Raw genomic sequence first — 26453 nt, forward strand, 5'->3', positions numbered from 1 at the left:
CTTCATCAAGTCTTGGTAGGGACGGGGGGAGTATCATGCAGAATGTCATCAAAAAAACGAATTGGAGGAAGTTCCTCCTTAATGATCTGATACGCAATAAGCTTCTTTATGTCATGATGCTGCCTGCATTGGCATATTACATTATTTTCCATTACGGTCCTATGTATGGTGCTATAATAGCGTTTAAGGAGTACACACCATCGAATGGAATTATGAACAGCGAATGGGTGGGACTTGCGAATTTCCAGGATTTTTTCAGCGGCTTTTATTTCTGGCGTATTTTCAAAAATACGTTGCTCATCAGCTTGTATTCCCTTATATTCGGTTTTCCCGCTCCTATTCTTCTGGCTCTGTTCATTAATGAACTGAGAAGTCAGGGCTTCAAACGTATCGTTCAGTCGGTAACGTATATGCCTTATTTTATTTCACTTATCGTGGTTTGCGGCATCATCAAGGACTTCACGAATAGCGGAGGTCTGATTAATACGCTTGTTAGTTATTTTGGCGGCGACGGTAAGACGATGCTGCAAAATCCGAATTATTTTCGCCCGATTTATATACTATCCGAGATTTGGCAGCATTTTGGCTGGGAATCGATTATATATTTGGCAGCCTTAAGCGGCATTGATCAGGAGCAGTATGAAGCAGCCCGAATTGATGGAGCCGGACGCTGGCGGCAGATGCTCAATATTACAATTCCGGGCATCCTGCCAACGATTACCATCCTGCTCATTCTGCGTATGGGGAACCTGCTGAATGTTGGCTTTGAAAAAATCATTTTGCTCTACAACCCTTCGATCTACGAGACGGCAGATGTCATTGCCTCTTATGTATATCGGAAAGGTCTGATTGAGTTCAACTGGAGCTTCAGCGCAGCAGTTGGCTTGTTCAATTCACTAATCAATCTGGTTTTGCTGGTCACAGCGAATTATATTAGCCGCAAAACGAGTGAAAACAGCTTGTGGTAAGGAGTGTCCAAACATGGGTAACAAAAGGTCATTTTCGGATTCGTTAACCGACGGTTTCATTATTATCGTGATGCTGGGTTTGATGCTCATTACGGCCTATCCGATCATCTATGTCATCCTTGCTTCGGTTAGTGATGGGACGGAGCTGATGAAGCACACCGGCTTTCTGTACAAATCATTCGGCTTTCATCTGGATGCCTATAACAAGGTGTTCGGAAATCCGAACATTCTTATCGGCTATGGCAATACGATCTTTGTGGTCATTGCCGCTTTGGCCGTCAGTATGAGCATCACAGCGATGACCGCTTATGTGCTGTCGCGCAAGCAGGTATTTTGGAACAAAATCTTTATCTTTGTCATCGTGTTGACGATGTTTTTTAACGGAGGTCTGATTCCTTTTTATTTGATCGTTAAAAATGTCGGACTGATGAATTCTCTCTGGGCGCTGATTCTGCCCTTCGCTGTGAATACCTTTAATCTGATCATTATGCGAACCGCATTTATGAGTGTGCCTGACAGTCTGGAGGAATCCGCCAAGATCGACGGCGCCAATCATTTCGTGATATTAACCCGTATTGTTGTCCCGCTATCGCTGCCTGTTCTTGCTGTAATGTCACTGTATTATGCGGTGGAGAAATGGAATGGATGGTTTTATGCCTCCTTGTTTTTGAAGGACCGCAATCTGTTCCCGCTGCAGTTGATTCTCAGAGAAATTCTCATCTCCAATTCCACGGACAGCATGCTTGGTGGCGGAAACATAGACACAGCGGTTCAGATCAGTGAATCTATCAAATATGCAACCATAGTAGTCGCCACCTTGCCCATTTTGTGTATGTATCCTTTTGTACAGAAATATTTTGTAAAAGGGGTTATGGTTGGAGCTTTGAAAGGATGATGGCTACGACAACTCTGGAAACTGAGGTTGAGCATCGGGGGCAGATCAAATTAACGGGTAAACACCAGCAGCTCGTGGATCTGATGCTTCACCATATCAATCAGCATTATATGGAGCCTAACTTGTCGGTGGAGACACTTGTTGATATTACGGGGTTGTCTACCAACTACGTTCGAAGGGTTTTTAAAGCGGCGACCAGCCAATCGTTCTCGGAATATACGGCAAGGCTTCGGTTTCAAAAGGTAAAGGAGCTGCTGACCGAAACCGACCTGCCAGCAGTCAGAATCGGTGAGAGAGTGGGCTTCATCAATTCGAGCTACTTCTATGTTTCCTTTAAAAAGTACACAGGAAAAACACCGGATTTGTACCGCAAGCACAACAAGAAAGCAACGAACTGAATCCATGAGTGAAGCTATTTGTATACATGTCAAAGCATTGGATTTGAACATCGATATGATTCGTTTTAAGTCGCTGCCTGTGGCATCAGGGACGTATACCCATATTGCGGATAACGCTTGGTATGCGAATGCTTTTGTTATTGCTTATTATAATGGCTTGGAGATTCCGAAGGATGTGAATCCCAATGCAGCCGTTACACGTGAGCAATTCGGTGATTTGCTGGTTCGCGCCTTAGAAAAGAAAGGCAATTTTCCACAGATAAAAATTGTACCTGCTGCGATCAGCGATGAGAATCAAATTACTCCTGAATACCAAGGCGCATTGCAGCGTATGCTTCATTACAAAATTGCCGAGCTGGACAAGGATGGCAAGTTAAATCCAAAGAGTCAACTCACGCGTGGTGGCGCTGCAATTTGGGTATATAATGCTATCCGAGTATTGAATGAACATGTGCTAGCACCGGAACCAGCTCCAGCTCCGGTAGAAGCTGTTTCAGTAACTGTTGAAAAAGTAAACGACGATGTTAAGCGCAATCAGGCTATCCCGCAGGGTCGATAAGATCTTGGGGATAGCTTTTTTTAAGAGATGAGAATTTGTATGTTTTCAGCGAAGCTGAACGAATTCTTATCTCGCAAGAAAAGCTACATTTAAAACACGGATGTATCTCCGTCGAATAGGCTTCGATCAGAAGCTTTTCTTATATTTTCGGGGATTATTGAACGGACTTTGGGTGCGACTGACCTGTTACAACGTCAAAGTAATTATGTTACAATTCAAATTGGGTCTTTAGAAGTAAAGATTCAATATCAGATTATGGATGACAAGCCGACAGGATGGTTAAATCATCAATTGGGGGAATGCAGGTGAGCATAAGTTACGTCAATCTTAGAGCCTTCGAGTCAGAGGATATGAAGGAGCTGCACCGCTGGTTCAATGATGCGGATTCTATTTCCATGATAGGCCGAGTTCCCAGAACCTATGAAGAAACGGTACAGCACGTCGAAAAAAAACGCAAAAATGGTGATTTGGTTCTGGCTATTGATAATGAAGAATTACATACGGTTGGCTGGATTTTTTTGCAAAATATTGAGCATGAGCACGGCAGGGCAAGTATCGGTATTTTGATTGCACCGGAGAGTCGCGGAAAGGGTTATGCGGGTGCAGCAATGAGGAAGATGATCGATATAGGCTTCAAGCAGCTTCGGCTGAATAAAATCTATTTAACGACAAGAGGAATTAATGAACAAGCGATAGGCTTGTATCAAAAGACCGGTTTTGTCATTGAAGGTCAGCTGAGAAGTCATGCCTATAGCGACGGTCGTTATTATGATACTTATATCATGGGAATATTAGCTTCGGAATGGAAAGGCTGATCAGTGATCGTAGCGGCCTATCCAGGTAAGTTAAACTACAACATATTCAGGAGGAATAACATGCAAACGCTTTTGCTGCTTGGCAGCCTTAATATGCTTATTTCAGTAATTTTGGGTGCTTTTGGAGCCCATGCGCTCAAGAAGAAAATTTCTGCGGAAATGTCTGCTGTCTATCAAACAGGTGTTCAATACCAGATTGCCCATGGTCTTGCATTGCTTGGCTTGGGTATTATCTCCAATGGTATTGTGAAAAGTCAGCTCATATACACGGCAGGCTGGTTCTTGTTCGCAGGGATTATTTTGTTTAGCGGAAGCCTTTATGTATTAAGTACTACAGGTATTAAAAAGCTGGGAGCAATCACACCGATCGGCGGACTGGCTTTCATTGTAGGCTGGTTATTATTGATTGTTGCTATAGTTCAAGGGTAAGTTCAGAACGGCAAAAAGCTATAGATCGCACGGTTCCGCAATCCGCCTAAATGGCGGATTTTTTGTATTGGAGGTACGGTTACACCGACTATTATAGGGGTGAAGGGTTTGGTATTCCGATGTAACGGGTAAATAGTAAACAGGCGCAGGAGTGGATATGAAACAAAACAATAAACAACGATGAGAGGATGATCAGAATGAATACGACATACGATTTGCATCAAACGAATGAAGTAGTGGGTGAAACAGGTAAGTATGTATGTGCTGTTGGCGAAACCAAGGAGCTTCAAAAGGGTGAAAGATTTCCGGCATGTCCCCAAACACAGCAGCCTACCTCATGGAGACACGCTGATCATCAGCATCGATCCGGAGAAAAGGTTACAGAATCAGGGCATTACAAAGACAAGGATGGAGAACGTATAGAACTGAAGCAGGGCGATGTGTTTCCGAACTGTCCAAGGTCCGGCCAGCCTACCTCTTGGAAGCATAATTAACTTAATATGAGTATAATTTGAAGCAGCCATACGGCTGCTTTTTGCTTGGGGGACAGCTGCTACAAGAACTCCTTGCCAAAAGGTAAACGTGTGAATTATAATGAAGAACAAACGTACATTAAAAGTACATATGTACATAATGGATAGGAGAATACGATGTCGGATATTCATCTTGAGCGCAACCGTCTGCTCGTCAAAATAAGTCAGCTGTATTATGAAGAAGGCCACAATCAGCAGGAAATTGCTCAACGGCTCGGAATTTCACGCCCTCATGTCAGTCGGATGCTCACAGCCGCGAAAGCAGAAGGCATCGTGCAAATTCATATCAGGAATCCTTACTCCATTGAACAAGAGATTGAGAAAAGACTGATAGAAATGTTCGGAATTCATGATGCCTTGATTGTTCATATTCCAGATGCGGATGCAGCCGCAAGAAATCTTCAGCTGGGACGTACCTGTGCTGCTCTGCTCGAATCCGCTCTCAAGGATGATGATTTGGTAGGAGTGATGGCAGGTCATACGATCAGCTCGTTGTGCAATGAAATTGAATACTTTTCCAGGAAAAATCTGCAATTCGTCTCGCTTATTGGCGGATGGGGCTCTGAAGGTGCGACATGGCACGCCAATGCCAACACCAGCATGCTCGCTGGAAAGCTGCGCTCCAAGCATTGGCTGCTGCATGCCCCAGCCGTAGTCGGCTCCGAGGAAGCCTGCACTTATCTCCGTCAGGAGCCGCAAATTGCCGAGGTGCTGCAGTTAGCTGGGCGAAGCCAGCTTGCTGTAGTCGGGATTGGCCAGGTATCCGAGCAGGCAACAATTGTGGAATCAGGTTATTTTAGCGAAGCCGATTTTCAGGATGTACAAAACCGTGGAGCGGTTGCTAATATATGCGCCTCCTTTCTGGGCAAGCAGGGCGAGCTGTTAGACTTTGCAGCCAGTAAGCGGATGATCGGCATTACGGCCTCCGAGCTGCGAGGTATCCCTAATGTGATCGGTCTTGCAGGCGGATTGGAAAAAGCTGAAGCGATAACGGCTGCTCTCCGCGGCAAATGGATCGATATTCTGGTTACGGATCTGGATACTGCACAAGCCGTGCTAGCTCTGGAGGAGCAGAAGGCTACTACGAAAGGATGAGTGAGATGGAGCAGCAAGGATATTACGGAGCGTTTGGCGGCTCTTTTATTCCGGAAATATTGGTTCCGGCATTTGCTGAGTTGAATGAGCATTTTGAACAAATCAAGCAGGATTCCGCATTTTGGCAAACCTATCTGAGCATGCTGGCTGATTTCTCGGGAAGACCAACCCCTCTAACGTATGCCGAAGGACTGACCCAATATTTTGGCAAGGCACGTATCTATATTAAACGAGAGGATCTGAATCACTCGGGCGCTCATAAAATTAACAATGCGCTCGGACAAGGCTTGTTAGCCAAACGAATGAACAAAACACGGGTCATAGCCGAAACCGGCGCAGGGCAGCATGGTGTGGCTACTGCGATTGTGGCCGCCAAGCTTGGACTGAACGCAACCATATATATGGGGCGCGAGGATATGGAGCGGCAGTATGCCAATGTATTTTGGATGAAGCGTTACGGGGCTGAGGTGGTACCTGTTGATTACGGCTCCCGAACGCTGAAGGATGCGATTAACGAGGCTCTGCGCGATTGGGTTTCTTCGTTTGAGCATACCCATTACTTGCTGGGAACGGCTTCCGGTGCACATCCATTCCCAAGCATAGTCGCTTATTTCCAGTCGATCATCGGGAAGGAAGCAAAGGAGCAGATCATGCAGGCTGCTAACAGACTTCCTAACCGCGTGTATGCTTGTGTGGGTGGAGGCTCGAATGCTCTGGGTGTGTTTCAGACCTTTATGCCGCATCGTGAAGTCGACCTTATTGGTGTCGAGGCCGGAGGTAAAGGAATAACCTCGGGTTTACATGCTTCGCGTATTGCTTATGGGCAGGGGACAACCGGGATTGCACAGGGCTATAAAACCTTATTTCTGCAAAATAAGGATGGTCAGATGCGGGATACTTACAGTATCGCAGCAGGACTTGACTATACAGGAGTCTCGCCTATTCTAGCAGATCTGGCTGAACAGGGCCGTGTGCGATTCGAAGCAGCTACCGATGACGAGGTGATTGATGCATTGAAGCTGATTATGACGAAGGAAGGTTTGGTTCCTGCACTCGAATCAACGCACGCCTTCGCCGGTGCTTTTCGGGAAATCGAGCAAACCACAGATCAGGAAATCGTTATTATCAATATGTCCGGTAGAGGCGACAAAGATATATTTAATATAGCGGAGGGATTGCAGGATGACGAATGGACAGCATTTATCGCACGCAAAAATGAGCAATATGCCAACGCCACTAGCTGAATACTTGTCTCGCCAGACGAATAAAAAAATCCGCATTATGGCTCATCAAATTTTAGGCTACCCCGATTTTGAGACCAACTATAAGATGATTAGTTTGCTGCATCAGTATGGTGTTGATTTGATCGAGCTTCAGATTCCGTTTTCTGAGCCAATAGCGGACGGACCGATTTTTCTTCGAGCGAATCAAGGTGCTTTGGAGCGGGGCACGACGGTTGAACAATGCCTGGCTTTTGCCGAGCGTGTCGTCCGGGACTTTAATATTCCGTTTATTTTCATGACCTACTATAATGTGCTCTATCAATATGGCGTGGAACGCTTTGTGGAAAAGTGTGCAGCTATAGGGATCAGCGGTTTAATAGTCCCGGATGCTTATCCCGAAGAAAGTGAAATCTTCTTGAAGGCATGCCGGAGTTATGGTGTGGAGCCTATATTATTGGTTACGCCTTATACGACGGAGGAACGGTTCGCCTATATTGCCAGTCAAACCGGAGGCATGCTGTACTGTGTGGCCCGCAAAGGACTTACAGGTACACAAACCATATTTGATGATGCAACCACCCAATTTTTGGGTTATTGCCGTGAACATGCTTTAACTCCGATCGGGGTCGGATTCGGCATCCAGCAGCGCAGTGATGTGGAATATTTGATCGGCAAGAGCGATATTGCGATCATCGGGAGTCAGCTGCTTAAGCTGCTTGAAGAAGGCGGGCTTCATCGTGTGGAGGAATTTATGGCTACCTTGGCGGAGCTGTAGCCTGCCTTGTGAAAACACATGACAAATTATTTTTTTCTTGATAAAATTTAGATAGTTATGGTAATATGCACAAAAGGAGATGATCAGATGAATCCGAAGGTGACGTTTCAATCACTGAATCGTCCCAAGCTGGTTGACGACGTTGTCATTCAACTGCAGAAGAAAATATCCAGCGGTGAAATTCGTCAGGGCGATAAAATTCCTACGGAGCCCGAGCTCATGGAGCAATTCGGAGTGGGGCGCTCCACGATTCGTGAAGCCGTAAGAGTGCTCGTTCATGCAGGCTTGCTGGAGAAGAAGCAGGGGTTTGGAACGTATTTGACGTCCAGTTCTGTAATTCAGGAGCCACTTGTTCATCGGTTACGGCGAGCTGAAATATTGGAGGTGTATGAGGTTAGAAAAATGCTGGAGCTGGAAATATCCAGATTGGCCGCCAGCCGCCGCGACGAAGACGATCTTGAAAAAATGAGAATTCATTTGGACAATCGTTCAGCCGCATTGGACAGAGGGGATACTGATGCATATTTGCTTGCTGATATCGATTTTCATTTATCGGTAGCTGTCGCAAGCAAGAACAGTGTCGTTATCGATTTGTTTCGTACGTTTTCCACCGTTCTGCTGGACGCCCTTCAGAAGCTGGCGAAATATCAAGTCGGACATGACCCGCATACGTTGTTCCATGAACGACTGTATCAATCGATTCAGGAAAAGGATGTACAGGCAGCCATGCATTGGACCTCACAAAATTTGGATGGTACTATTGCAGAGCTTCAAAGGTATTTGGGAATGGAGTAATGGCCTTTCCTTGTTCTTAAACATCAGATGATAAGATGAAAGGTATGATGATTATGATAAAAACGCCTGCGGCAAGTAACCCGCAAAATACGACAGTGTTCTCCATTTTGTTCGCGATCAGTCTGGTCCATTTATTAAATGATTCGATTCAATCGGTTATTCCCGCTATTTTTCCGATTCTACATGAATCCCTGAAGCTGAGCTTTTCCCAGATTGGCTGGATTGCCTTTACCTTGAACGTAACCGCATCGATGTTTCAACCGCTGATCGGTCTTTATACCGATGCCAAGCCCAAACCCTTTTTGCTTCCAGCCGGAGTAGTGTTTTCCCTTCTTGGGATGGTCGTATTGGCTTTTGCCGGCTCATTTGCACAGGTTATAATATCGGTAATACTGATCGGGCTTGGCTCATCCGTACTCCATCCTGAGGCATCACGTGTCGCCTATTTGGCTGCAGGTCCACGTAGAGGGTTGGCACAATCGATTTTTCAGACGGGAGGGAACATTGGTCAGGCGCTGGCACCCGTATTTACAGCACTCATATTTGTACCTCTCGGTCAATTCGGAATCATCTGGTTTACGATAGCAGCATTGGCCGCGATATTGGTTCAAGTCTTTGTAGCCAAATGGTATCGCGGCTATATGACCAGGCAGTCGACAATCAAAAAGGCTGTCAAAGTCGTTAGAAACAACCTGCCAAAATCGATGATTGCTTATGCGATGTGTATATTAATTCTGCTGCTTTTTTCTAAATTTGTGTATGTGGCCAGCATGACAGGCTTTTACGCCTTTTATTTGATCGATCATTTTAAAATTTCTACGGAGTATGCACAAGTATTTATTTTTGCTTTGCTGGCAGCCGGTGCAGTAGGAACGTTTCTTGGTGGGCCGATGGCTGACCGATTTGGAAGACGTAATATGATCTGGTTTTCGATTCTTGGGACAGCGCCATTCTCCTTGCTGCTTCCATATGTGAGCTTGTTCTGGTCCGCAGTGCTTTGCGTGATGATCGGTTTCATCTTGTTGTCGGGATTTTCCGTTATTGTTGTGTACGCCCAAGAGCTGCTGCCAGGGAAGGTGGGGACGGTATCCGGATTGTTTTTCGGATTGGCTTTTGGTCTTGGCGGCATCGGTTCCGCTGTGTTGGGTACTGTTGCGGATGCGACGAGCATTTCCTTTGTTATTCAGCTGTGCGCTTATTTACCGCTGCTCGGCTTGCTTGCCGCTTTTCTGCCTACGGATGCGCGTCTCAATCTCGTTTCGGTTGATTCCAAGCAAGCGGTGACGAATTAAAGTGCAAGTGAACTAGAAAATCAAACGAAAAGAAGGATATGGGTAGGGGGGAAACTTCATACCCATACCCATCCGCACCCTCGCCAACGAGCCGAGGTAAAGCTTATGACAAGGACCCAGCTTCAGCCTGTTTTACTGTTTTGCTGCCACAAATGACTCTGCCGCTGCAGAAAGATAATAAGCCAACCCGGTTTGCTGATCTTCCAGCATTTTAAGATGAAAGTCATCATTTAGGAAAAATTGAGTCTGCGCTGCAAAATCTTTGGCCGATGTTTGATGACCATGCCTATTCATAAACTCCAGATGGTATCCAATCAAATTAACTATCTCCTCATCGTTATGCTTTATGCCTGCTCTTAATGAGCTTGCCATTTTATTCATAAAGGTCATGGCTTCAACTGCTTGCTCATTGATTTCCTGAACCTTCTCTGGGACAACCTCAAGAGAATCCATCCCATACGTTTCCTTCAAATATTGATTTTGATCGCCCAGCGCTTTGTTCCATTTTTCCTCGCTTTCAAAACCTTTGAACATTTCCTTGTTATCCATGGTTTCCCCTTCCTTTATACATCCAATAGATTTACGCAATGTTTGTACGATGGTATCCAGCCTGTCTTTGCGGCTAAGGAGCAGCTCCTCCTGCTGCGAAAGAATAGATAACCGATCTGAATGATGTTCCATCATTTCCTTGATTTGATCTAAGGAGAAATCCAATTCTCTGTAAAATAGAATCTCTTGCAAACGTTCCAGCTCTTTCGTTCCATACAGCCGGTATCCCGCTTCACTTATCCTGCTAGGTAAGAGGAGACCGATCTTGTGATAATGATGAAGCGTTTTGATTGTTGCATGCGACAGTTCAGATACTTCTTTTACTGTATACAATATTGCTCATTCCTCCTTTCTGTACATAGCTTAATGTCTACCCTAAGAGGAGAGTCAAGTGGCAATTTTATCAGTACTTCAGGTTCGAAGCAAAAGCCAATAAAAATAGATTGACAATAATTGTACGCTGTTTTATATTTGTTGTACATACAAAATAAGAGGAGGAGCTGTTACTTATGAAAGATCAATTTTTGTTCGATTGCTTGTTTTTTACTGCGAACCGTTTGAGCCGGGCAATTACAAAAATGGCTGAAGAGGAATTTGCTCCGACCGGTTTGAGTCCCATGTACGGCTATCTGATTCGTCTCGTTATTGGTGACCCGGGAATATCTCAAAAGGAACTATCCGAAAAGCTGCATATCACGCCATCCACGCTTACACGTTTCATCGATAAATTAGAGGGCAAACAATTAGTGGAGCGCAAGGTGCAAGGTAAGACGGTATTGGTGTACCCGACACCAAAAGGGAAAGAGCTGGAGGACTCGATTCGTCAATCGTCGCAAAATTTGCACCGCAGATATGATGCTATTCTGGGCAAAGAAGCCGCGGATCTATTATCCAAGGATATCGTAGCAAGCAGTGAGCTGTTGGAGAAATAAATATTTTTTTACATCAATTTTGTATGTACAACAAAAATTGGAAATGTCGGGAGTGTCCAGCAAAATGACAACAGGGCTCAAGTCTTCAAAAGTGTATTACGGATGGGTGGTTGTCCTGATCACCTTCGTAACGCTGCTAGTATCTGCAGGAATTCGTTCCATGCCAAGCATCCTCATGCTGCCATTTGAAAAAGAATTCGGATGGAGCCGCGGAGGCATATCCAGCGTCATCTCGATGGGTATTTTTTTATATGGATTAGTGGGGCCATTCTCGGCAGCATTTTTGCAAAAGTTCGGTATTCGAAGAGTGATGGTCGCATCGCTGGCCGTATTGGCAGGCAGTCTCCTGATTACACCTTATATGACGGCTCTATGGCAATTTGAGCTGTTATGGGGCTTGGTTGCAGGTCTTTCCACAGGAATGATGGCGAACGTGCTGGGTGTAACGGTTACGAATCAATGGTTCGTGAAACGCAAAGGACTCGTGGTTGGATTGCTTACGGCAAGCGCTGCTACAGGGCAGCTGCTGTTCCTGCCGATGCTGGCTCAAGTTACGGTTACGGTCGGCTGGAGATATGCAATCTATACATCTGTCGCGGCGCTTCTTGTACTTATGGTTATCGTAGCCATATGGATGCGAAATTCTCCGTATGAGGTGGGAGCTGCCCCCTATGGGACAGAGGAGCTCGTCAAGCCCGTTGTGTTCCAGGGAAATTTGTTCCTGACACCCTTGTTGGCGCTGCGCTCTGCTTTAAAGAACAAAACCTTTTGGCTGCTGGCAGGCACCTTCTTTTTCTGTGGTTTTTCAACCAATGGCTTGATCGGTACTCATCTTATTCCGGCGTGCGGAGATTATGGAATTCCTGAAGTTATGGCGGCTGGCTTGCTGGCCTTAATGGGTTTGTTTGATCTGGTCGGAACGACACTCTCTGGTTGGCTGTCAGACCGCTACGATAATCGCAAGCTGCTGTTTATGTATTATGGACTTCGTGGACTTTCCTTGCTGTTCTTACCATTTGCTCTGAATGCAAGTCCAACGGTACTGATGATCTTCACTGTCTTTTATGGTCTGGATTGGATTGCGACCGTGCCGCCTACCGTTAAACTTGCATCTCTGGAGTTTGGCAAGGAAAAATCCGGGATGATCTTTGGCTGGATCGTGGTCGCTCATCAAATCGGCGCTTCGGCTGCTGCTTATGGAGCAGGTGTGATGAGAGATTGGCTGGGCAGCTATACGGTGCCGTTTGTTGCCGCCGGTTTCGTCTGTTTGTTTGCCGCGCTCATGGCGATACGTATTTCCCAAAGCACAGGTACAGCGAAGTCAGCGTTGAGCAATTGAACCTTCATGCTGTGCAACTGCAGACTGGATTTTGGATAGAATGGCTGTGGATCATGGGTAAATCCAATAAATTTGCCGAAGATTATTATAAACAGATTGCTACTTGGAGCCAGCTTAAGTAAAATAGAAGGGAATTTGAAGTTTTTGAAAAGAGGGTAACGAATGAATAAGGAATCCATTTTCGGATTAACATTTGATCAACTGGCTGCGTGGCTTCTGGAGCACGGGCATAAAAAATTTCGAGCGGCACAAGTCTGGGATTGGCTATATAAAAAACGGGTGACAGACTTTTTTGAGATGAAGGATGTCAATCCCGATTGTGTTCAAGTATTGGCGGAGCATTTTGTAATCCATACTTTGCAGCAGCATATCAAGCAGGAATCAGCGGACGGAACAAGAAAATTTTTGTTCAAGCTGAAGGATGGCAATCTGATTGAAACCGTTATGATGCGGCACAAATACGGCTTATCGGTTTGTGTCACCACGCAGGTTGGCTGTAACATCGGCTGCAGCTTTTGTGCGAGCGGCCTGTTAGCCAAAAAAAGAGATTTAACCAGCGGGGAAATCATCGAGCAAATTATGAACGTACAGCACCATCTGGATATGGAAGAACCAGGTAAATTCGTGAGTCATCTTGTGGTCATGGGAATTGGCGAGCCCTTTGATAATTTTGAGAATATGATGAATTTCCTGAAAATCGCCACAGATCGAAAAGGGCTTACGATTGCGGCCAGACATATTACGGTATCAACGAGCGGGCTTGCCAATAAAATAGTCGAATTTGCCGACACGAAGCTGCCGGTCAACCTGGCAATTTCCTTGCATGCACCGAATAATGAGCTTCGAACCCGTATTATGAAAATCAACAAAGCCATTCCGATTGAAAAATTAATGCAGTCTGTCGATTATTATTTGGAAAAAGCGAACCGGAAAATTACCTTTGAATATATTTTGCTCAAAGATGTCAATGATCATAGGCAGGAAGCCGAGGAGTTGGCTGATTTGCTCGGTAACAGACGACATTATGTGAACCTGATTCCTTATAACCCTGTGGATGAGCACAGTCAATATCAGAGAAGCGATCAGGAGTCGGTGCTGGCTTTCTACGATACCTTGAAGAAGAGAGGCATTAATTGTGGTATCCGCCATGAGCATGGTACGGATATTGATGCCGCTTGCGGACAGCTGCGGAGTAAACAAATTCAAGTAGCGCAAGCACAATAACACTATACGGATCGAGCTTGGCAGCATATCGAATCGAAAGGCCCACATCAACTTGATGTTGGGTCTTTTTGCTGCGGGATAAATGTTGGAGTTATTGGAATAATAAACTAAGCTTCTATACTTCAGCCTATTTATGATGACGAACCTTGTATTAAATGGCCATGAAGTTGCACAGAATTCCGCGGAATAGGCTCCAATACCTTCAGCTAGCTCCGATTTCCGATTCATCACCGATTCATCATATGTTTACAATTTCCAATCATATATGCTATAATCCGAGGATATCTTAATTCATAGTGGTGATTTCTGTGCGTATCCAAATAACAACAATACGAAAATGTCCTTAAACCTTGACCGGAATCGGTCAAGGTTTTTTGTTTCCTTAGGGAAAAAGTTCTGGTGGGGGGAATAAATGATGGTGCCGGGTAAGAAGGATGCTTCGATGATTGCTGTATGGATAAGCTTGATCAGCAACGTGCTGCTGACTGTCATGAAACTATTGGTAGGCCTATTATTTAACAGTCCGGTATTACTGGCCGATGGGGTCCATAACGCGGGTGATGTTATTGCAACTATAGCTGCGTTGAGCTCCATGCGTATATCCAAGCAGCCTGCCGATGAGGATCATCCTTATGGACATGGAAAGGCTGAGGTACTGGCATCTGGCATCGTGGCGGTCATTATGGGACTAGCAGCTGTGTATATAGGCTATGAGGCGGTATCCGCTTTTTTTGAAGAGCCTTCACAAGCGAGTATCATCGCCTTAATTGCAGCGATTCTCTCTTTAATATGGAAACAGGCCCTGTACATGTATACGATCCGAATTGGTAAACAGACGAATAGCAAAGGATTAATTGCAACCGCATATGATCATCTTGCTGATGTATATGCATCGCTTGCCGCGGTTGTCGGAATCGGTCTCGCATTCATTGGAGAAACGTATCATATTCCTTATTTATCATATGGAGATCCCGCGGCGGGTATCATTGTGTCGATATTAGTATTAAAGCTGGCCATTGAGATGTCGCTGGAAACGGTCGGTATATTGATGGATAAGACTGTAAGCATCGATAAATTGAATGAATATGCGGCTTTGATCCAAACCATCTCACAGGTGAAACGAATCGACCGCTTGCGTGCCAGAGAACACGGCCATTACATACTCGTGGATGTCAGGGTGAGCATTCCGGGTGAATTAAGCATTCAAGAGGGGCACGATATTTCCCGTAAAATAAAAGGAGCCATTATCGATAACCACCATGATGTGGATGAAGTATTAATTCACTTGAACCCGTGGTATCCGGCTGAATCCAGGTAGAATGACGCTTTTTTCATTATTTTTTCATATTAATTGGGTAACATAAGAAGCATCAACCATAACCTCAAAGTTATAGTAGGAGCACACTTATGAAAACAACAGACGAGCAGTATGCAAGGCCATTGACGTGGATACCGGAAAGGGAACGGATTTGGTTGTTAGCTGCAGCTGCGGTTTCCCTATTCATTATGATATGGGGGCTTTGGAGTATGATTCATTTATCTGCTTCTGTGCTGCACAGCAAAAAATTCGAATTTACCTTTAAAAATTATGGTTCGAATGCGCGGCTTGCTCTTTTCGTTGTTCTGGCTAACTATGTGCTTATGTTGGTTTTGCAGAAGCGGATGGTAGATCGCTGGAGCAGCCTGAAAAAATGGATGATCAGACTGTGGCGGTTAGCTCGGAGCTTGCATACGCCAATTGCCATAATAGCGATCGGGTTCATTGTACTTCATGTCGTTGCGGTATTTATGTATGGCTTTAAGTATAATTTCAACAATATCAGTGGATTGCTGGCTTTATTAGTCCTTCTTCCTGTACCGGTCTCAGGTTTATTCAGATACAAGAAGCTGGATCGAAAGTGGCATTTACGATTAGGACTAGTGTTTGCCGTACTTTTTCTGATTCATTCTTTTGTGTAGAAGACCTGGCCATTGGCCAGGTTTTTATTGTTACAAGGTTCAAATCTTAACGGGTTCTTACTCTATACAGGCTATACCCCAGATTAGCCGCCAGCAGTCCTGCCAGTAGGAAGGACAAGCCCCCGATCCATACATTCACAGCTACGCTTGAGACAGCAGCAACTATTCCAAATAAGATTTGCTCACGGTATTTGCCGGGTGAGGTGGGTGGGTCGCTGAGCATGAAGAATGAGAGGAACAACACAGCGTTAATAAAAGGGATACGAAAAATATCGTTAACATCTAGCGCATGATAGAACGATATTCCAGTAAATAAGGCAAAGTATGTGCCGAGAAATCCAAAAATTAATGGAAATTTATTCACTTTATTAACGACCAGATAGCCTCCGACCACAAGAAATACAAGGGTCCATCCTGGAAGTGCGGATAAGCCACCCCACCATTCGTGGCCGCTGGAAAATAACAGCAGGACGGCGAGAAGACCCACCGCGGCGGGATTAAAAATCGGTTTTTTCTTTATGCGGAGTACATGCTTGGAAATAATGGCGATAACCGCTGCTGCAGCTGTGATCAACCAACTGGAAGCGGGGCTTAATACCAGTGCGATAATAAGGCCAGTGAGCAGAGCGCCATCTGGTACCCGTCTTTTTCGTTTCAGCATTACCATCAAACCAAAGTCCAGTACCCCGGCTGTGCTAACAGCGATCACGATATTACCAATGCCTTGAAAAGACAACGGGCCGAAGGAAGCGACTCCTGTTAAAACGAGCAGAATAATCAATACATAGCCCTTGGGAGTTTTCAAAAAAGGATGCTTTCGATTCATCGGTTTATTGTTTTCATGGATTTCACTCATACCAATACCTCTTCATGTCGTTTGTCATATATAACTGTAAGGAAGAAGTAATCCACAGTCCTTGAAGCTCTGCTTCGTCGAGCCATTTCTTTCCTTGTTCATATCCCAGTACAAAAGCAGCCGTAGAAGCGCCATCAGCAAGCATTGCGAAGGGGGCGACAACCGTGCAGCTGTACAAATCTTCACGGGAGGCCTGATTATGAGGATTAATAAGATGGTGGCTCCCACTTTGTTTGCTGATTCGTTCATAGCTACCCGAGGTGCACACGGCCATATCGCTGATGCTTAGGGTACAAATCGTAAGCTCCTTTTCAAGGGGATGACGTATTCCTATTCGCCAAGGCTGATGACTCTCATTCATGCCCCCAGCAAAAATGTCACCTCCGGCATCGATATAAAATCCCTCGAAGCCTTCCAATATTCGTTTGGCCCAATCAATAGCCATACCTTTGGCAATGGCTCCCAGATCAAGGACGAGGGGCTTTGACAGCTTCACGATCCGACGAATTTCATCGATCTCAATATCTTTATAGCTCGCGGCGGGTGCTGCATCCGTTATAGGCAGAGGTATACTACCATTCAAATAATGACGGTCGAACCCTTTTTCCTCCATAAGCCTTCCTATTGTTGGATCAAACACTCCATTCGTCATCTCTGCCAGCTCTATGGAGAAGCGAATCGCTTCAAACAGTAATGGACTGACCGTAATGGCTGAGCCTATATGGTGGCTAATTTTTCTAATCTCGCTGTTCTCATCAAAGCGGCTGCAGGTTGCTTCCACAAAGGTAAACAAATCAAACACCTGATCGATGGCTTGATGCATGAATGGCTCTGAATGGACAGAAACTACTTTTACCGTAATCAGGGTATCCATACATATCGCAGTACGCACTACGCTTTTCATCTTCATGACAGCTGTTGTGCTTTACTTAATGCTTGTTGAACAGCTTCGATAAAATCTTTGGAGCTATTGGTAGCTCTGCTGACGGTATCAATATTGGCACTCTGCTTATCGATGACTTGCTGCGGTAAGCTCTCAATGTAGGTGACGGGGTAACGTGTAGCGCTGCGAGTAATTTCCACATTGGCGATGCTGCCCTTTTGAATCGTTACCGCCACCTCTACGGTACCAAAGCGGTTAGTTCCTGACCCGGTGTAGCTTCCATCCTTGTATTTGGCATTCGTACCTGAAGGCTGTACTGCTGTCGGGGTGGAAGGTTTGGGGTTTGAGTTTGAGTTAGAGTTAGAGATTGAGTGTCGCTGCGGCCGATCTATAGGTCGAACCTGCTCACTTGAGCTTGTAGCTGAGGTCATGACGGACTCTGTTGGATGCATGGCCTGAAGGCTTTGCGGCTCTGTAACGACATAACCGGCTGCATACACAATACCGATTGCTGTAGAACATAATGCTATGAGCTTCTTTCCGATAATAGCCATTGTTGATTTTCCTTTCGTCAAGTATTAAGTACACCCCTTGTATATGGATCATAAGATAAGCCGATGAAAAAATCATGAAAGTTTGGCTGGAGGCATACCGGACAAGTCGTTCTATTTCTTCATTATTTTTTCATGGAACTTTGTTATGTTTATAGTTAACTATAGGAGCGTGAAAGAAGGGCGGGGCCATGAGAATATTACTGGTGGAGGATGACGTCAAGCTCGGCTTTTTAATTGAATACAAGCTTAAGCATGAAGGCCACCAAGTCGATTGGGTAAAGAATTCGGAGGAAGCAGAGAGTTTATTTGCAGCAGAGGCGTACGATCTTTATATCTTGGATTGGATGATTCCGGGGAAAACAGGACTTGAGCTATGTAGGGAACGGAGGAAGCAGAAGGATAACACGGCCATCCTGATGCTGACTGCACGCGATGCTGTCGAGGACAGGGTAAAGGGCTTGGTGGATGGAGCAGACGATTATTTGGTTAAACCGTTTGCTTTTGAAGAGCTGTTTGCCCGTATGACTGCGTTGGATCGTAGAAAACAGACAAGCGGATACGAAGAAAGCTGCACTTCCCATAGTTTGAAGCTGAATTTGCAAACGCAGGAGGCATGTCGTGATGGGTCCATGATCTATTTAACGAAAAGGGAATTTCAGCTGCTATCCTTCCTGATGCGCAACACCGATCAGGTATTATCCAGAGAGCGAATTTTGAATTATGTGTGGGGAACCGAAGCGGATGTGACATTAAATGCGGTAGATGCTACTGTAAAGCTGCTCCGTAAGAAGATCGACGATCCCTATACGAACAAAGTTATTCAAAGCGTCCATGGACGGGGCTATCGTTTTTCGGATTCAGAGGCTGTTTCGCATGATTAAAAAAACACGAAGAAATCTCTTTATCATTTATAGTGTGATTATCGGGTTAATTCTGATTATAATGGCTGTTACCTTTTACTTGATGCTGTCAGGCGTGCTTGCAAGAGATGAACATACAAGACTTGAAGCAGCTTCAGCAAAAGCGCAAATGGAATGGCAAAGAAGGATGACGAATCCAATCGGCGGTATGAATGACAATAAAGATATGAAGGATAATCGTCCACCACATAAAATGGAATGGGAGTTTTTACAAAGCAACCAAGCTGCCGTTGTTACAAATATGAATGGTCAAATCCTGTCGCAATCCTTAGTACGAAATCCATTAGTTACGGAAGGCTACTTAAGAGAAATCCAGATTCAGGCTGTCAACACTAAGCCTTATGTCCTGCAGCATATAGAGATTGACAACCGGAGCTATGCAGTCATAAGTATGGATATGAACAATCTACGTGGTATCAGGTTGTATATTGCCGAGGATATCAGCAATCAAAAGCACCTCCTTACCGAAATGCGCTGGCTGCTGGGCGGCGTATCGATTCTGCTGCTGGTTGTGGCCTCGATCCTCGGTTATATTTTGGCTGGACGGGCGATGATTCCAATCACTCGTTCCTATGAGCGGCAAAAAGCCTTTACTGCTGACGCCTCCCACGAGCTGCGAACGCCGCTTAGCGTGCTGCAGGCATCTATGGAAATATTGGAGGAACAAAAAGAGCAGCTGCCGTCCATTCATCAATTGGTTATGGGACATATGAGGGATGAAATCCATCGGATGATTCGGCTCACAGAAAATCTGCTGCTGCTGGCTCGAAGTGATTCCGCCATGCAGCTAAGCCAGATGGAGCAGTTCGACCTTCGTCAAACCATTCTGAGCACAATGGATCGTATGCGGCTCGCCGCACAAGCTAAACAAATCTTTATTGAGGCTCATGTTGACAGCTTGAAAGAAGGCCGCTCCTACAAAGGGGATGCCGATCAGATCAGTCAGCTGTTATATATCCTTCTCGACAATGCCATAAAATTTTCAGATGTTGAAGGATCTGTGATTGTACGATCACAGTCCTATACCAAAGGGGGAATCGAAATTACGATAGCCGATAAAGGCTGCGGAATTCCGGCGGAAGATCTTCCTCATGTATTCGAACGTTTTTATAGAGTTGACAAGGCAAGGTCTCGCGAATCCGGGGGAACAGGGCTGGGGCTATCCATTGCAGCTCGCATTGTGCACAATCATGGAGGCGAGTTATCGGTCAAGAGCACCGTGGATCAAGGCAGTGTATTTATCATCCGATTTCCTGAAATAATGGGATGACTATTCATTCCTCTAGAACATCTTCCCTGACATAAACAATTTGACTGAATCATAAACTGGTCTGTTATCAGAGCTGAATGGTTCAGCACTTTTGTGTAGAGGAGTTTGATGCATGGATAATTTATCTGTGAAGCAAGCGGCGAATGCGAGCATACCACAGCCCATAAGAAGCGACGGAGCGGGCGCTACTGATCCTGGCCCGCGTGATGTGATGCGGGACATGGAAAATCCGGATATGCTCATTCCACCAGTCACGGATTCCGGTCTGCTGCCTAACCTGAAATTCTCATTCTCCGACACCCACATGCAATTAAATCAGGGGGGATGGTCGCGTGAAATTACAGTCAGGGATTTACCGATAGCCAAAACTATGGCGGGTGTCAATATGCGGCTTACACCAGGTGGTGTGCGTGAATTGCATTGGCATCAGCAGGCGGAATGGTCGTATATGCTATTAGGAAGAGCTCGTATTACCTCGGTTGATCAGGAAGGACGCAATTTTATTGCAGATGTCGGTCCTGGCGACCTTTGGTATTTTCCAGCAGGCCTTCCTCATTCCATTCAAGGCCTGGAAGAAGGCTGTGAATTTTTGCTTGTATTTGACGATGGCAGCTTTTCCGACTTGAATACGTTGTCGATTTCCGATTGGGTCGCACATACTCCAAAGGAGGTGCTTTCGGCCAATTTTGGTGTACCGGAAAGTGCCTTTGCCAATATTCCTTCCAATCAGGTTTATATTTATCAGGATCAGGTTCCAGGTTCGCTTGAAAGCCAGGCCGTTCAATCTCCTTACGGCACCATTCCGCAGAGCTTCAAGCATGAGCTGCTGGCCCAAACACCGGTTAAAACACCTGGCGGGAGCGTAAGAATCGTTGATTCCTCGAATTTTCCGATTTCCAAAACAATTGCTGCTGCACTTGTTGAGCTCGAGCCGGGGGCAATGCGGGAGCTTCATTGGCATCCGAACAATGACGAATGGCAATATTATTTGACAGGTCAGGGGCGGATGACGGTATTTGCAGGCAATGGCGTAGCGCGCACCTTTGATTACCGGGCAGGAGATGTTGGTTATGTACCGTTTGCTTTTGGCCACTATATTCAGAATACAGGCACCCAAACGTTATGGTTTCTGGAAATGTTCAAGAGCGACCGTTTTGTCGATGTATCACTCAATCAATGGATGGCACTAACCCCAAGAGATTTGGTCCGTGATAATCTGAACGTAGGCCCAGAGCTATTGGATAAGCTGCGCAAGGAAAAATGGCCTGTTGTCCGCTATCCCGATTTTTCTTATACACCCAAATCATGATTAGAATGTTGGAAGAGGCAGGGACCCTGAGGATAAGGTCTTATGCCTCTTTTTTAGTATGCGCTTCGAAGTGCAAGGTGTTGACAAAAGCAAGGTAAGTGTTTATTGTATTAAGTGTATTACATGTAGTGGTACACGTATATATTTGGAGTGTGCTGCAGCAGAGAAAGGAAGAGAGCCTTGCACATACATATAGACGAGCGAAGCACGACCCCTATATGGGAACAAATTGTCCAACAAATTAAAGAGCTAATCCTCAAAAAAGTGCTAAGACCCCATGACAAGTTGCTATCTGTCAGAGAGCTTGCCTCTATGCTCATCGTCAACCCGAACACGGTAAGTAAAGCCTATCAGGAGCTTGAACGACAGCAAATTATTGAGACTCGACGTGGAAAAGGCACTTTTGTCACAGAGGCATTACCCGTACAGGGGAACGAACAGCGGATCAATGAAATTCGGCAATCGCTACAGCTGCTTGTAGTGGAGTCCTCTTACATTGGAGTGAGCCGGGATACGCTGGTGCAATGGATTGACAGTTATATGAATGAATTGGGAGGCGAGAGACTTGTTGAACGTCCGAAATCTGAGTAAAGCCATAGATGGCAAAACGATCCTTGAAAATATTAACTTTGAACTCAAAAGTGGATCTATTACAGGACTGATTGGTCGGAACGGAGTCGGTAAATCGACACTGCTGAGGATCATGACAGGTATTTTGGATCCTGACCAGGGTGAGGTACTATTTGAGGGTGTAAATCTGAGAACCTATCCACTTATTAAACAATCGATGTATTATGTACCCGATTCTATGAGTATGTTCAACAGCTATAGTGTCAAGGAGCTGGTTCGGCTGCATCGGAGCATGTACGAGCAATTTGACCAGGAAGCTTTTTATACATGGCTGGACCGCTTCCAGCTGCCAACAAACCGGACGCTGCGTTCGTTTTCCAAGGGAATGAAAGCATTGTTGGTTATCATATTGGCCCTTGCTACTCAGTCCAAGCTGATTATTCTGGATGAACCGACGAACGGGTTGGATGTTATCGTAAAAAAACAGGTGATGCAGCTGCTTGTTGAGGAAGTATCGGAACGCCAGCTGGCCCTGATCATTTCCTCGCACCATTTGCAAGAGCTTGAGAAAATAGCCGACGTTGTCATGATGATGAAAGACACCAGGATCGACTCCATGATCAGCATAGAAGACGTGAAGCAGTCCTTCAAAAAAGTACAGGTTGCATTCGCGGATGTATCGACCCACTGTTTATTCGATAAGGAGTATGTGGAGGTGCTATCACAGGTTGGACGTGTGACGACCCTACTGATTAAGAGTAATGCAGCCCACACGATACGTTTATTACAGGATAATCAGCCACTGCTGCTGGAGGAGCTGCCTGTTACCGTCGAGGATTTATTTATGAGTAGGCTGGGGGGAAATGGATATGTTTCATAAAGGATTATGGTTTCAGCACTATAAGCAGTCCAAATATATACTCTGGGCTTTATGGCTGGTGGCGGCGTTTAGCGGTTTCCAATTGCTCAGTCATGCAAACAATGTCGTCGTGAACATCGAATCTTCATTGAAAAATAACTATAAATTCGAATATAACTTTAATGCCGATCTGGAGATGGTATCGATCCTTCAACTTCTGATATGCATAGGATTACCAGCTTTCCTTGTTGGTTTCAATCGTACGAATCAAACTCTGGAATACATGTATGCGATGCCTGTGAAGCGGGAGCATATATTTGTATCCAAATGGATGCTTGGTATCGTTCATATCATCGGATCTACTACAGTAGGCCTACTTATTCAGCTCATAGTGATCCATTCGACGATTTTGAATAATTATTTGACTGATGGTTTATTTTGGATCTATTATCTCCAGCAGTTAATTATTTTGAGCGCAGTGTTTAGTTTTTCGTTGTGGCTCGGTTTCATCGGAGGCAGCTTCTTATCACAGGCTGCGTATAGCGTCATTTTTTTACTGCTTCCCTCTGTGCTATTTGGATTGGTTAAAGAGATGGTTTCCCTGCACTATTTTGCTTTCGGTGTAACGAATATTAGAGATGCCTGGTTTTTCAGTATGACGTTGGATCCTTATTTTCAAAATATTTCGTTTCCACTGAAGCTGCTTAAAATTAGTGAATGGTTCAGGGTAGCTAGTCATCCCAATCGTGGAGGTTCAGAGGAGTACATAGAGTTGATTCGTCAAACTTATTATGGCTGGATGTCCTTCTTGGTACCGCTGCTGGTTACGCTCGGAAGTGTCTGGGGCATGCTCCGTATGGCCGTTACAGCCAGAAACGAAAACAATGGGAAGGTGTTGTTGAATAACAAGCTTCGTCCCTACTTGGTTGCAGGGGTAGTGATGTGCGCATTTCTATTTGGCGGTGCGGTGCTGGAAGGTACGTTGGGTAATCATTATTATGGTTCTGATGGCACGGAGCATGGGCGTTATGTGGAAAATATAGCGATTTACTATGCGGCTGCGCTGGGATCAGCAGGTATCGGCTATTATTTAATCAAAAAATGGCTCGGAAGCAAGCAGCAGCTGTCAAAAAATTAACTCATTCCTTGATGGAATAACGACTTAGTGGAATGCCACCCGGCGATTTAAGGGGGTACTAGAAAAAGATAGTACTAACAGGATCATCCTTCACCCTTTATAATAGTGGATAAGTCATAAGCAGATGAAAAAAATACGTCGGGAATGATTTTGGTGGTGGAAATCAAGGAACGCTTAATGGTATTGAAGAAGCACGAAGACATTTGTTACAGCATTTGCCTGTATGTGCTGCAGTGCGAAGCCTTGGCTTGTGAAGCCGCAAAGGCTGCATTGTACAACCTGCTGAAATGCGACTCATTTTTCGTTGAAGATTCTCATACTAAAAGTATTCTGCTGCGTAAGGAATCAATGAAATGTGCCTTGCAACTGATGAAATTGAAGTCATAATATGGATTTGGAACCTTGATAGGCTTATGCCTTCAAGGTTTTTTTGTTGTTGGAGTACGATTTTCAACGCATAAAATCGATGGTAAACGTGTTCATGTTAAATGGCCAATATTGATATTAGAGTAGATGTAAAACTATGGACATCCAAAAACGGTTGACTAACGATAAAATCCCAGCTACAATGATGTAGTAATTTAGTAAATTACTAAGTTAGTAAATAAGTGGAGAGATGAGGAAAAGAAAATGAAAATACCTACTACCTTAAAGCATAAGCCTGTTGTTGTGGTAGAAAATTATGAGCAGGTTGACGGCCGATTCGCCAGAAATACAGATGCAAAAGGTCTTTCTCTGGGATTGGCCCAGTGGAACGATAAAGGCAAGGTCGATATTTCAGCCAAGGTATGGAGATACACGGGAGAAGAATGGTCAAGGCAATCGGAGGAACTGCCTCTCCATCGCGCTCTTGATTTATCCATTCTGATTTGCCGGACAATGGCGCATTTTAGCGAAGCATACAGATATGAGCATTTATATGACCCGAAGGAGCCTGTCATCGACCGGGTTGGTATGCAAGGGGATGCCATGACCGTGGGTATATGTACCAGCAATGACACAATCAATGAAGATATTAAGCTGTTCAGTCAAGCTCTGAGCGATGACGATGAGATGATCAGCGAGCGTTTGCGCATGCTATCAAAAATATTAAAGGATATGGGGTATTAAAATGTTTTCCAATCGTTACGTTCGAACTATTATCATTTCCCGAGTGCTGCTGCAGCTGGGAATCTGGATCCGGAATTATGCCGTACTTCTTTATGTTACCCATTTGACGAACAATAACCCGGTTGATGTATCGCTGATTTCCGTTGCGGAATTTGCGCCGATTTTCTTATTCGGCCTTATTGGCGGGACCTTTGCCGACCGATGGCGGCCGAAGCGAACAATGGTATGGAGTGATTTGCTGTCAGGCTTGTCCGTTGGGGCTGTGCTGCTTGCCGTTATGAATGGTGGATGGGTTGCTCTTCTCTTCGGCTCATTCGTTTCTGCCAGCTTGTCTCAATTTTCTCAGCCTTCGGCTATGAAACTGTATAAGCGGCATGTGCCAGCTGAACAATTGCAGAGCGTGATGGCGATATCCCAAACTCTTGTCGCTGTCTTTACGGTTTTGGGCCCAGTCATCGGCACGTTTATTTTCATACAGTTTGGAATTAACGTATCGTTGATCCTGACGGCAGTATTGTTCCTGGGGTCTTCGCTTATACTATCGTCGCTTCCACGCGACGCGGAGGAGCCGAATTCCGGGGCTGCCAGCGACTTCAAAAAGGAGTTGATGGCGGGGCTGCGTTACATCAGATCCAATCAATCCTTAAAAACACTCAGCGTTACTTTCTCGGCTGTCGGATTGGCATCAGGACTCACTATGCCGCTTCAAATCTTCCTTGTCATCGAGAAATTGGGACAGGACACGCAATTTTTGCAGTGGTTGGTTATGGCTAATGGAGCAGCCATGCTGGTGGGGGGATTTGCCATAATGGGGATAGCCAAAAAGGTGAAGCCACAGCTTCTGCTCATGGTAGGATTACTTGTTACTGCCGTATGTACAATCGGAATAGGCGCTTCTACAATGATTGGGCTGACAATCGTCCTTTTAGTGATCAGCGGTTTGTTTTACCCTTGTATTCAAGGCGGAATCCAGACGCTTATTGTGCGGAACACAGAAGGAGCATTTATTGGCCGGGTATCGGGAGCGATCATGCCTGTTTTTATGGGAATGATGGTCATCGGCATGTTCATATCCGGATATTTAAAGGATACGTTATCGCTGTTAGCAGTATATGTGGTCAGCGGCGGTTTGATTATTACCGGTGCACTTTTACTGACCCCTCTTGTGAAAAGAAACAAGGCTGAGAGAGGCCCAGCATCATGA

General features: G+C 45.2%; 30 protein-coding genes. 26 read left to right on the forward strand and 4 right to left on the reverse strand.

The window, feature by feature from the left end; all coding sequences use genetic code 11:
- Positions 1-35: 35 nt before the first annotated feature.
- The 12 genes from LRL21_RS20580 to LRL21_RS20635 all read left to right on the forward strand — a co-directional run bounded on the left by LRL21_RS20580 (position 36) and on the right by LRL21_RS20635 (position 9777).
- The gene (locus tag LRL21_RS20580) at positions 36-968 is read left to right on the forward strand and encodes an ABC transporter permease (RefSeq protein WP_240417668.1); all 933 of its coding nucleotides are present in this window, start codon (positions 36-38) and stop codon (positions 966-968) included.
- 13 nt (positions 969-981) lie between these two features.
- Positions 982-1863, forward strand: a complete 882-nt coding sequence (locus tag LRL21_RS20585) for a carbohydrate ABC transporter permease (protein ID WP_240417669.1) — start codon at positions 982-984, stop codon at positions 1861-1863.
- Positions 1860-2261, forward strand: a complete 402-nt coding sequence (locus LRL21_RS20590) for a helix-turn-helix domain-containing protein (protein ID WP_240417670.1) — start codon at positions 1860-1862, stop codon at positions 2259-2261. The genes LRL21_RS20585 and LRL21_RS20590 overlap by 4 nt, the downstream gene beginning before the upstream one ends.
- Before the next feature lie 4 nt (positions 2262-2265).
- Positions 2266-2820, forward strand: coding sequence for an S-layer homology domain-containing protein (locus tag LRL21_RS20595; RefSeq protein ID WP_240417671.1), 555 nt, complete (start codon positions 2266-2268; stop codon positions 2818-2820).
- Between the two features lie 305 nt (positions 2821-3125).
- The gene (locus tag LRL21_RS20600; RefSeq protein WP_240417672.1) at positions 3126-3635 is read left to right on the forward strand and encodes a GNAT family N-acetyltransferase; all 510 of its coding nucleotides are present in this window, start codon (positions 3126-3128) and stop codon (positions 3633-3635) included.
- A 60-nt stretch (positions 3636-3695) separates the two neighbouring features.
- On the forward strand, positions 3696-4064 hold the full coding sequence (locus tag LRL21_RS20605; RefSeq protein WP_240417673.1) for a DUF423 domain-containing protein: 369 nt from the start codon (positions 3696-3698) through the stop codon (positions 4062-4064).
- Between the two features lie 197 nt (positions 4065-4261).
- Positions 4262-4558, forward strand: a complete 297-nt coding sequence (locus tag LRL21_RS20610) for a hypothetical protein (RefSeq protein ID WP_240417674.1) — start codon at positions 4262-4264, stop codon at positions 4556-4558.
- A gap of 156 nt (positions 4559-4714) precedes the next feature.
- Positions 4715-5692 (forward strand): sugar-binding transcriptional regulator, encoded by a 978-nt coding sequence (locus tag LRL21_RS20615; RefSeq protein ID WP_240417675.1) that lies wholly within the window; start codon positions 4715-4717, stop codon positions 5690-5692.
- Between the two features lie 5 nt (positions 5693-5697).
- Positions 5698-6936 (forward strand): tryptophan synthase subunit beta, encoded by a 1239-nt coding sequence (gene trpB / locus LRL21_RS20620; protein ID WP_240417894.1) that lies wholly within the window; start codon positions 5698-5700, stop codon positions 6934-6936.
- Entirely contained in the window at positions 6908-7690 is a 783-nt protein-coding gene (gene trpA, locus LRL21_RS20625) for a tryptophan synthase subunit alpha (protein ID WP_240417676.1), read from the forward strand. Before trpB ends, trpA begins: the two co-directional genes overlap by 29 nt.
- 87 nt (positions 7691-7777) lie before the next feature.
- Positions 7778-8485, forward strand: a complete 708-nt coding sequence (locus tag LRL21_RS20630) for a FadR/GntR family transcriptional regulator (protein ID WP_240417677.1) — start codon at positions 7778-7780, stop codon at positions 8483-8485.
- Between the two features lie 47 nt (positions 8486-8532).
- Positions 8533-9777 carry an MFS transporter gene (locus LRL21_RS20635; protein ID WP_420832474.1) on the forward strand — a complete coding sequence of 415 codons (1245 nt, stop codon included), beginning with the start codon at positions 8533-8535 and terminating at the stop codon, positions 9775-9777.
- A gap of 132 nt (positions 9778-9909) precedes the next feature.
- Here LRL21_RS20635 and LRL21_RS20640 read toward each other — a convergent pair whose 3' ends face one another.
- Positions 9910-10662, reverse strand: a complete 753-nt coding sequence (locus tag LRL21_RS20640; protein ID WP_240417895.1) for a MerR family transcriptional regulator — start codon at positions 10660-10662, stop codon at positions 9910-9912.
- A 173-nt stretch (positions 10663-10835) separates the two neighbouring features.
- Here LRL21_RS20640 and LRL21_RS20645 point away from each other — a divergent pair, with 173 nt between their 5' ends.
- The 5 genes from LRL21_RS20645 (at position 10836) to LRL21_RS20665 (ending at position 15780) form a co-directional block, all read left to right on the forward strand.
- A complete protein-coding gene (locus LRL21_RS20645) occupies positions 10836-11258 on the forward strand; it encodes a MarR family winged helix-turn-helix transcriptional regulator (RefSeq protein WP_240417679.1) in 423 nt (140 codons plus the stop codon).
- 64 nt (positions 11259-11322) lie between these two features.
- Positions 11323-12597: an MFS transporter gene (locus tag LRL21_RS20650; RefSeq protein ID WP_240417680.1), complete on the forward strand. Its 1275-nt coding sequence runs from the start codon at positions 11323-11325 to the stop codon at positions 12595-12597.
- A 162-nt stretch (positions 12598-12759) separates the two neighbouring features.
- The gene (rlmN, locus tag LRL21_RS20655; RefSeq protein WP_240417681.1) at positions 12760-13821 is read left to right on the forward strand and encodes a dual-specificity RNA methyltransferase RlmN; all 1062 of its coding nucleotides are present in this window, start codon (positions 12760-12762) and stop codon (positions 13819-13821) included.
- Between the two features lie 418 nt (positions 13822-14239).
- Entirely contained in the window at positions 14240-15139 is a 900-nt protein-coding gene (locus LRL21_RS20660; RefSeq protein WP_420832475.1) for a cation diffusion facilitator family transporter, read from the forward strand.
- 89 nt (positions 15140-15228) lie between these two features.
- The gene (locus LRL21_RS20665; protein WP_240417683.1) at positions 15229-15780 is read left to right on the forward strand and encodes a hypothetical protein; all 552 of its coding nucleotides are present in this window, start codon (positions 15229-15231) and stop codon (positions 15778-15780) included.
- A gap of 46 nt (positions 15781-15826) precedes the next feature.
- On the opposite strand, the gene LRL21_RS20670 is transcribed toward LRL21_RS20665, so the two are convergent.
- From LRL21_RS20670 to LRL21_RS20680, 3 genes are read right to left on the reverse strand one after another with little or no spacing between them, the layout of a single operon-like run.
- Positions 15827-16636 (reverse strand): RnfABCDGE type electron transport complex subunit D, encoded by an 810-nt coding sequence (locus tag LRL21_RS20670; protein WP_240417684.1) that lies wholly within the window; start codon positions 16634-16636, stop codon positions 15827-15829.
- Positions 16629-17546: an FAD:protein FMN transferase gene (locus LRL21_RS20675; protein WP_240417685.1), complete on the reverse strand. Its 918-nt coding sequence runs from the start codon at positions 17544-17546 to the stop codon at positions 16629-16631. Before LRL21_RS20675 ends, LRL21_RS20670 begins: the two co-directional genes overlap by 8 nt.
- A complete protein-coding gene (locus LRL21_RS20680; protein WP_240417686.1) occupies positions 17543-18094 on the reverse strand; it encodes an FMN-binding protein in 552 nt (183 codons plus the stop codon). The genes LRL21_RS20675 and LRL21_RS20680 overlap by 4 nt, the downstream gene beginning before the upstream one ends.
- 167 nt (positions 18095-18261) lie before the next feature.
- On the opposite strand from LRL21_RS20680, the gene LRL21_RS20685 reads away from it, so the two are divergent.
- The 9 genes from LRL21_RS20685 (at position 18262) to LRL21_RS20725 (ending at position 26453) form a co-directional block, all read left to right on the forward strand.
- Positions 18262-18954, forward strand: coding sequence for a response regulator transcription factor (locus LRL21_RS20685; protein ID WP_240417687.1), 693 nt, complete (start codon positions 18262-18264; stop codon positions 18952-18954).
- Positions 18947-20263, forward strand: a complete 1317-nt coding sequence (locus tag LRL21_RS20690; protein ID WP_240417688.1) for a sensor histidine kinase — start codon at positions 18947-18949, stop codon at positions 20261-20263. The genes LRL21_RS20685 and LRL21_RS20690 overlap by 8 nt, the downstream gene beginning before the upstream one ends.
- Positions 20264-20375: 112 nt before the next feature.
- Positions 20376-21572: an oxalate decarboxylase family bicupin gene (locus LRL21_RS20695; RefSeq protein WP_240417689.1), complete on the forward strand. Its 1197-nt coding sequence runs from the start codon at positions 20376-20378 to the stop codon at positions 21570-21572.
- A gap of 180 nt (positions 21573-21752) precedes the next feature.
- On the forward strand, positions 21753-22163 hold the full coding sequence (locus tag LRL21_RS20700) for a GntR family transcriptional regulator (RefSeq protein WP_240417690.1): 411 nt from the start codon (positions 21753-21755) through the stop codon (positions 22161-22163).
- A complete protein-coding gene (locus tag LRL21_RS20705; RefSeq protein ID WP_240417691.1) occupies positions 22138-23022 on the forward strand; it encodes an ABC transporter ATP-binding protein in 885 nt (294 codons plus the stop codon). The genes LRL21_RS20700 and LRL21_RS20705 overlap by 26 nt, the downstream gene beginning before the upstream one ends.
- The gene (locus LRL21_RS20710) at positions 23012-24139 is read left to right on the forward strand and encodes an ABC transporter permease subunit (protein ID WP_240417692.1); all 1128 of its coding nucleotides are present in this window, start codon (positions 23012-23014) and stop codon (positions 24137-24139) included. The genes LRL21_RS20705 and LRL21_RS20710 overlap by 11 nt, the downstream gene beginning before the upstream one ends.
- A gap of 156 nt (positions 24140-24295) precedes the next feature.
- Positions 24296-24526 (forward strand): hypothetical protein, encoded by a 231-nt coding sequence (locus LRL21_RS20715; RefSeq protein WP_240417693.1) that lies wholly within the window; start codon positions 24296-24298, stop codon positions 24524-24526.
- Positions 24527-24769: 243 nt separating this feature from the next.
- On the forward strand, positions 24770-25249 hold the full coding sequence (locus LRL21_RS20720; RefSeq protein ID WP_240417694.1) for a DUF6530 family protein: 480 nt from the start codon (positions 24770-24772) through the stop codon (positions 25247-25249).
- A gap of 1 nt (position 25250) precedes the next feature.
- The gene (locus tag LRL21_RS20725) at positions 25251-26453 is read left to right on the forward strand and encodes an MFS transporter (RefSeq protein WP_240417695.1); all 1203 of its coding nucleotides are present in this window, start codon (positions 25251-25253) and stop codon (positions 26451-26453) included.

Source organism: Paenibacillus periandrae (assembly GCF_022458865.1).
Taxonomy (GTDB): Bacteria; Bacillota; Bacilli; order Paenibacillales; family NBRC-103111; genus Paenibacillus_S; species Paenibacillus_S periandrae.

Excerpts from the sequence above, each read along its gene's own strand:
- rlmN (WP_240417681.1), top strand. The coding sequence starts at position 12,760 with ATGAATAAGGAATCCATTTTCGGATTAACATTTGATCAACTGGCTGCG.
- LRL21_RS20685 (WP_240417687.1), top strand. The coding sequence starts at position 18,262 with ATGAGAATATTACTGGTGGAGGATGACGTCAAGCTCGGCTTTTTAATT.
- LRL21_RS20635 (WP_420832474.1), top strand. The coding sequence starts at position 8,533 with ATGATTATGATAAAAACGCCTGCGGCAAGTAACCCGCAAAATACGACA.
- LRL21_RS20670 (WP_240417684.1), bottom strand. The coding sequence starts at position 16,636 with ATGAGTGAAATCCATGAAAACAATAAACCGATGAATCGAAAGCATCCT.
- LRL21_RS20725 (WP_240417695.1), top strand. The coding sequence starts at position 25,251 with ATGTTTTCCAATCGTTACGTTCGAACTATTATCATTTCCCGAGTGCTG.
- LRL21_RS20605 (WP_240417673.1), top strand. The coding sequence starts at position 3,696 with ATGCAAACGCTTTTGCTGCTTGGCAGCCTTAATATGCTTATTTCAGTA.
- LRL21_RS20720 (WP_240417694.1), top strand. The coding sequence starts at position 24,770 with ATGAAAATACCTACTACCTTAAAGCATAAGCCTGTTGTTGTGGTAGAA.
- LRL21_RS20650 (WP_240417680.1), top strand. The coding sequence starts at position 11,323 with ATGACAACAGGGCTCAAGTCTTCAAAAGTGTATTACGGATGGGTGGTT.
- LRL21_RS20675 (WP_240417685.1), bottom strand. The coding sequence starts at position 17,546 with ATGAAGATGAAAAGCGTAGTGCGTACTGCGATATGTATGGATACCCTG.
- LRL21_RS20580 (WP_240417668.1), top strand. The coding sequence starts at position 36 with ATGCAGAATGTCATCAAAAAAACGAATTGGAGGAAGTTCCTCCTTAAT.
- LRL21_RS20615 (WP_240417675.1), top strand. The coding sequence starts at position 4,715 with ATGTCGGATATTCATCTTGAGCGCAACCGTCTGCTCGTCAAAATAAGT.
- LRL21_RS20590 (WP_240417670.1), top strand. The coding sequence starts at position 1,860 with ATGATGGCTACGACAACTCTGGAAACTGAGGTTGAGCATCGGGGGCAG.
- LRL21_RS20630 (WP_240417677.1), top strand. The coding sequence starts at position 7,778 with ATGAATCCGAAGGTGACGTTTCAATCACTGAATCGTCCCAAGCTGGTT.
- LRL21_RS20695 (WP_240417689.1), top strand. The coding sequence starts at position 20,376 with ATGGATAATTTATCTGTGAAGCAAGCGGCGAATGCGAGCATACCACAG.
- LRL21_RS20610 (WP_240417674.1), top strand. The coding sequence starts at position 4,262 with ATGAATACGACATACGATTTGCATCAAACGAATGAAGTAGTGGGTGAA.
- trpA (WP_240417676.1), top strand. The coding sequence starts at position 6,908 with ATGAGCAATATGCCAACGCCACTAGCTGAATACTTGTCTCGCCAGACG.
- LRL21_RS20710 (WP_240417692.1), top strand. The coding sequence starts at position 23,012 with ATGTTTCATAAAGGATTATGGTTTCAGCACTATAAGCAGTCCAAATAT.
- LRL21_RS20665 (WP_240417683.1), top strand. The coding sequence starts at position 15,229 with ATGAAAACAACAGACGAGCAGTATGCAAGGCCATTGACGTGGATACCG.
- trpB (WP_240417894.1), top strand. The coding sequence starts at position 5,698 with ATGGAGCAGCAAGGATATTACGGAGCGTTTGGCGGCTCTTTTATTCCG.
- LRL21_RS20585 (WP_240417669.1), top strand. The coding sequence starts at position 982 with ATGGGTAACAAAAGGTCATTTTCGGATTCGTTAACCGACGGTTTCATT.
- LRL21_RS20690 (WP_240417688.1), top strand. The coding sequence starts at position 18,947 with ATGATTAAAAAAACACGAAGAAATCTCTTTATCATTTATAGTGTGATT.
- LRL21_RS20595 (WP_240417671.1), top strand. The coding sequence starts at position 2,266 with ATGAGTGAAGCTATTTGTATACATGTCAAAGCATTGGATTTGAACATC.
- LRL21_RS20645 (WP_240417679.1), top strand. The coding sequence starts at position 10,836 with ATGAAAGATCAATTTTTGTTCGATTGCTTGTTTTTTACTGCGAACCGT.